The sequence below is a fragment of the Streptomyces sp. NPDC007095 genome, assembly GCF_040634475.1.
Classification (GTDB): Bacteria; Actinomycetota; Actinomycetes; order Streptomycetales; family Streptomycetaceae; genus Streptomyces.
Genome location: NZ_JBEYFS010000415.1, coordinates 1 through 5,247, shown reverse-complemented (window position 1 = coordinate 5,247; position 5,247 = coordinate 1). Strand labels below are relative to the sequence as shown.

Annotated in this window: 4 protein-coding genes; all 4 read right to left on the bottom strand. The window is 67.8% G+C overall.

Going from position 1 to position 5,247, the window contains the following annotated elements; all coding sequences use genetic code 11:
* Nucleotides 1-76: 76 nt before the first annotated feature.
* The 4 genes from ABZ656_RS56315 to kdpF are packed head-to-tail and all read right to left on the bottom strand — an operon-like array spanning nucleotide 77 to nucleotide 4,648.
* Nucleotides 77-745: a potassium-transporting ATPase subunit C gene (locus ABZ656_RS56315; RefSeq protein WP_101407364.1), complete on the bottom strand. Its 669-nt coding sequence runs from the start codon at nucleotides 743-745 to the stop codon at nucleotides 77-79.
* Between the two features lie 6 nt (nucleotides 746-751).
* Complete coding sequence (gene kdpB, locus ABZ656_RS56310) at nucleotides 752-2,851, bottom strand: potassium-transporting ATPase subunit KdpB (RefSeq protein WP_360280266.1); 2,100 nt, start codon at nucleotides 2,849-2,851, stop codon at nucleotides 752-754.
* A 35-nt stretch (nucleotides 2,852-2,886) separates the two neighbouring features.
* The gene (kdpA, locus tag ABZ656_RS56305) at nucleotides 2,887-4,551 is read right to left on the bottom strand and encodes a potassium-transporting ATPase subunit KdpA (RefSeq protein WP_360280261.1); all 1,665 of its coding nucleotides are present in this window, start codon (nucleotides 4,549-4,551) and stop codon (nucleotides 2,887-2,889) included.
* A gap of 7 nt (nucleotides 4,552-4,558) precedes the next feature.
* Nucleotides 4,559-4,648: a K(+)-transporting ATPase subunit F gene (kdpF, locus tag ABZ656_RS56300; protein ID WP_037659531.1), complete on the bottom strand. Its 90-nt coding sequence runs from the start codon at nucleotides 4,646-4,648 to the stop codon at nucleotides 4,559-4,561.
* Nucleotides 4,649-5,247: the final 599 nt, after the last annotated feature.

Below are 5,247 nucleotides of genomic sequence, written 5' to 3'. Positions count from 1 at the left end.
GTCTCGTGAACGCGGGAGTTGACGAACCGGGGTCTGTTCCCCGTCCGCCAACTCCCGCGCGGTGCGCCTAAGCCCATCAGCTCTTCGCCACAAGTCCCTTGAGCGCGATGTTGAGCTCCAGCACATTGACTCGGGGCTCGCCGATGAAGCCGAGGGTGCGGCCGTCGGTGTGCTCGTCGACCAGCTTCTGCACCTGGGCGACGGGCAGGCCGTTCTTCTCCGCGATCCGGTGCACCTGGATGCCGGCGTACTTCGGGGAGATGTCCGGGTCCAGGCCCGAGCCGGAGGAGGTGACCGCGTCGGCGGGCACGTCGGAGGGCTTGACCGTGTAGCCGTTCACCGAGTTGTCCTTGATGACGGCGGCCTTGGCGTCCTTGACCCACTTGATCAGGTCGGCGTTGTCACCCGAACGGTTGGTGGCGCCCGACAGGATCAGCTTGTACTGCGTGTTGACGCTGTTGGCGCCCAGGCCGTTCGCGGGGCGGCCCTGGAACCACTTCAGGTCGGCGTCCGGGGTCTCCTGGCCCTTCTTCAGCGGCAGGTTGTAGGACTGGCCGATCAGCGAGGAGCCGACGACCTTGCCGTTCGCCTTGATCTCCGAGCCGTTCGCCTTGCCGGAGAACAGGCCCTGGGCGACCCCGGTGATGGCGAGCGGGTAGAGGACGCCCGTCACCACGGTGAGCACGAGGAGCGCCCGCAGGCCCGCCCAGAGCAACCGGGCAGTGTTCGTAACCGAGTTGTTCATAGCCGATCAGCCGATTCCGGGGATGAGGGAGATGAGCAGGTCGATGATCTTGATGCCGATGAAGGGGGCGATCAGGCCGCCGATGCCGTAGATCCCGAGGTTGCGCCGCAGCATCTTGTCGGCGCTCACCGGCCGGTACTGCACACCCCGCAGGGCGAGCGGCACCAGCGCGATGATGATCAGCGCATTGAAGATGACCGCGGACAGGATCGCCGAGTCGGGCGAGGACAGGTGCATGATGTTCAGCTTGTCCAGGCCCGGGTAGACCGCGGCGAACAGCGCCGGGATGATCGCGAAGTACTTCGCGACGTCGTTGGCGATGGAGAACGTCGTCAGCGCGCCCCGGGTGATGAGGAGCTGCTTGCCGATCTCGACGATCTCGATGAGCTTGGTCGGGTTCGAGTCGAGGTCGACCATGTTGCCGGCCTCCTTGGCGGCCGACGTACCCGTGTTCATCGCCACGCCCACGTCCGCCTGTGCCAGCGCGGGGGCGTCGTTCGTGCCGTCACCGGTCATCGCGACGAGCTTGCCGCCCGCCTGCTCCCGCTTGATGAGCGCCATCTTGTCCTCGGGAGTCGCCTCCGCGAGGAAGTCGTCGACGCCCGCCTCGTCCGCGATCGCCTTGGCCGTCAGCGGGTTGTCACCCGTGATCATGATGGTCTTGATGCCCATCCGGCGCAGCTCGTCGAACCGCTCGCGCATGCCTTCCTTGACGACGTCCTTCAGGTGGATGACCCCGAGGATGCGCGCGCCCTCGGTGTCCTCGACGGCCACCAGCAGCGGCGTGCCGCCCGCTTCGGAGATCCTGCTCGCGAGGGTGTCGGCGTCCGCGGACACCTCGCCGCCCCGCTCCTGGACCCAGGCGATGACCGAACCGGCCGCGCCCTTGCGGATCCTGCGTCCGTCGACGTCCACACCCGACATACGGGTCTGGGCGGTGAAGGCGATCCATTCGGCCCCGGACAGCTCGCCCTGGTGCCGCTCGCGCAGCCCGTACTTCTCCTTCGCCAGCACGACGATGGAGCGGCCCTCGGGCGTCTCGTCGGCCAGCGACGACAGCTGGGCGGCGTCGGCCACCTCGGCCTCGGTGGTGCCGGACACCGGCACGAACTCGGAGGCCTGACGGTTGCCGAGGGTGATGGTGCCGGTCTTGTCGAGCAGCAGGGTCGAGACGTCACCCGCCGCCTCAACTGCCCTTCCGGACATGGCCAGCACATTCCTCTGCACCAGCCGGTCCATGCCCGCGATACCGATCGCCGAGAGCAGCGCGCCGATCGTCGTCGGGATCAGGCAGACCAGCAGGGCCACCAGCACGACCATCGTGAGGTGCGTGCCCGCGTAGTCGGCGAACGGCGGCAGCGTGGCGCAGGCGAGCAGGAAGACGATCGTGAGCGACGCGAGCAGGATGTTCAGCGCGATCTCGTTCGGCGTCTTCTGCCGGGCCGCGCCCTCGACCAGGGCGATCATCCGGTCGATGAAGGTCTCGCCGGGCTTCGTCGTGATCTTGATGACGATCCGGTCGGAGAGCACCTTCGTACCGCCGGTGACGGCGCTGCGGTCGCCGCCGGACTCGCGGATGACCGGGGCCGACTCACCGGTGATGGCCGACTCGTCGACCGAGGCCACACCCTCGACGACGTCACCGTCGCCGGGGATGATGTCGCCCGCCTCGCAGACGACCAGGTCGCCTACGCGCAGTTCGGTGCCGGGGACCTGTTCTTCGGTGGAGCCGGTCAGGCGCCGGGCGACGGTGTCGGTCTTCGCCTTCCTGAGCGTGTCCGCCTGCGCCTTGCCACGGCCCTCGGCCACCGCCTCCGCCAGGTTGGCGAAGATCACGGTCAGCCACAGCCAGGCGCTGATCGCCCAGCCGAACCAGTCACCCGGGTCCTTGAAGGAGAAGATCGTCGTCAGGACCGAGCCCACGAGGACCACGAACATGACGGGCGACTTGATCATCACCCGCGGGTCGAGCTTGCGGAAGGCGTCCGGCAGCGACTTCAGCAGCTGCTTCGGGTCGAACAGACCCGCGCCGACACGGCTTTCGTCAGTCTTGTGGCCGGTCGGCACATCGCTGTGCGGCGCCCGGGTCGGAGTGGCTGTGGACATCGAGTCCTCTTCTGAAGGCGAATCTGTGCGAGTGGTCATGACGCCAACCCCTCGGCCAGCGGACCCAGCGCGAGCGCCGGGAAGTAGGTCAGACCGGTGATGATCAGGATGGCGCCCACCAACAGGCCGGTGAACAGCGGCTTTTCGGTGCGCAGGGTGCCCGCGGTGGCCGGGACAGGCTTCTGCTCGGCGAGCGAACCGGCCAGCGCCAGCACGAACACCATCGGCAGGAAGCGGCCGAGCAGCATCGCGATGCCGATCGTGCTGTTGAACCACTGCGTGTCGGCGTTCAGGCCCGCGAAGGCCGAGCCGTTGTTGTTTGCGCCGGAAGAGTAGGCGTACAGGATCTCGGAGAAGCCGTGCGCCCCGCTGTTGGTCATGGAGTGGCCCGGAGTCGGCAGGGCCATCGCCGCGGCGGTGAAGACGAGCACCAGCGCCGGGGTGATGAGGATGTAGCAGGCCGCGAACTTGATCTCGCGGGTGCCGATCTTCTTGCCCAGGTACTCGGGGGTGCGGCCGACCATCAGACCGGCGATGAACACCGCGATGATCGCCATGATCAGCATGCCGTAGAGACCGGAGCCGGTACCACCGGGCGCGATCTCGCCGAGCTGCATGCCCAGGATGGTGATGCCGCCGCCGAGGCCGGTGAACGAGGAGTGGAAGGAGTCCACCGCACCCGTCGAGGTCAGGGTGGTCGACACCGCGAAGATCGACGAGGCGCCGACGCCGAAGCGGTTCTCCTTGCCCTCCATCGCGCCGCCCGCGATCTGGAACGCCGGACCGTGGTGGGCGAACTCGGTCCACATCATCAGGGCGATGAAGCCGAGCCAGATCGTGGCCATCGTGGCGAGGATCGCGTAGCCCTGCTTCAGGCTGCCGACCATGCGGCCGAAGGTGCGGGTCAGCGCGAACGGGATGACCAGCAGCAGGAAGATCTCGAAGAGGTTCGAGAACGGGGTGGGGTTCTCGAAGGGGTGGGCGGAGTTGGCGTTGAAGTAGCCGCCGCCGTTGGTGCCCACCTCCTTGATGGCCTCCTGCGAGGCGACCGCACCGCCGTTCCACTGCTGCGAGCCGCCCATGAACTGGCCCACCGAGTGAATCCCGGAGAAGTTCTGGATGGCGCCGCACGCGACCAGGACGATCGCGGCGACGACGGAGAGCGGCAGCAGGATGCGGATCGTGCCGCGCACCAGGTCGGCCCAGAAGTTGCCGAGCTCGCCGGTGCGGGAGCGGGAGAAGCCCCGTACGAGCGCGACGGCCACGGCGATACCGACCGCGGCGGAGACGAAGTTCTGCACCGCGAGGCCGCCGGTCTGCACGACGTGGCCCATGGCCTGCTCGCCGTAGTACGACTGCCAGTTGGTGTTGGTGACGAAGGAGGCGGCGGTGTTGAACGCCTGGTCCGGGTCGATGGCGGAGAAGCCGAGCGAGCCGGGCAGGTGGCCCTGGAGGCGCTGCAGCAGGTAGAGGAAGAGGACGCTGACCGCGGAGAAGGCGAGGACGCCGCGCAGGTACGCGGGCCAGCGCATCTCCGTGTTCGGGTTGGCGCCGATGCTCTTGTAGATCCACTTCTCGACGCGCAAATGCTTGTCAGAGGAGTAGACCTTGGCCATGTAGTCGCCGAGGGGGACATAGGCGAGGGCCAGTGCCGCTATGAGCGCGAGCAGCTGGAGCACGCCGGCAAGAACGGGACTCATGGCGCTCTCAGAACCTCTCCGGGAAGATCAGGGCGAGGACGAGATAGCCCAGCAGGGCGACGGCCACGATCAGGCCGACGATGTTCTCGGCGGTCACAGCTTCGTCACCCCCTTGGCGACGAGGGCCACCAGCGCGAACACCGCGATCGTGGTGACGACGAAGGCCAGATCGGCCATCGCGAACTCCTAGATGAGGTTCAGAAATGAAGCGGACGGTTAGAGGTAACCGCCTCGATGGCCGGATCTGACCGCCGTTGACACCTCCCATACGGCGTCCGGTCCGCCTTTGACGGAACCCTTACGGCCGACCGCTCCACGTGCGGCGACGGGCCCCGCCGTCCGCCGTCCGACCGGGTACGCCGATGGCCCGCATCGGCGAGATGCGGGCCATCAGGGCGCGGACCAGGGCAGGACGTCGGATCAGGGCGTCATAGCGGGGTCCGGAGCAGGGCGTCGGAGCAAGGCCTCGGAGCAAGGCCTCGGAGCAAGGCGTCGGAGCAAGGCGTGGAGCAAGGCGTGGAGCAAGGCGTCGGAGCAGGGCCGTCAGAAGACGCGGAACCGCAGCCGGCAGATCACCGCGTCCGTGTCACGGCGCACCGCGTGGGCGACGACCGCGCCCCGCTGGTTCTGGAGCAGCCGCTGCCACAGCCGGTCCGGCTCGACCTCGGGAATCAGCACGGTGACCCGGGTGCCGGG

Bases quoted from the DNA above. Each gene is read 5' to 3' on its own strand.
- ABZ656_RS56315 (WP_101407364.1), bottom strand. From the start codon at position 745: ATGAACAACTCGGTTACGAACACTGCCCGGTTGCTCTGGGCGGGCCTG.
- kdpB (WP_360280266.1), bottom strand. From the start codon at position 2,851: ATGTCCACAGCCACTCCGACCCGGGCGCCGCACAGCGATGTGCCGACC.
- kdpA (WP_360280261.1), bottom strand. From the start codon at position 4,551: ATGAGTCCCGTTCTTGCCGGCGTGCTCCAGCTGCTCGCGCTCATAGCG.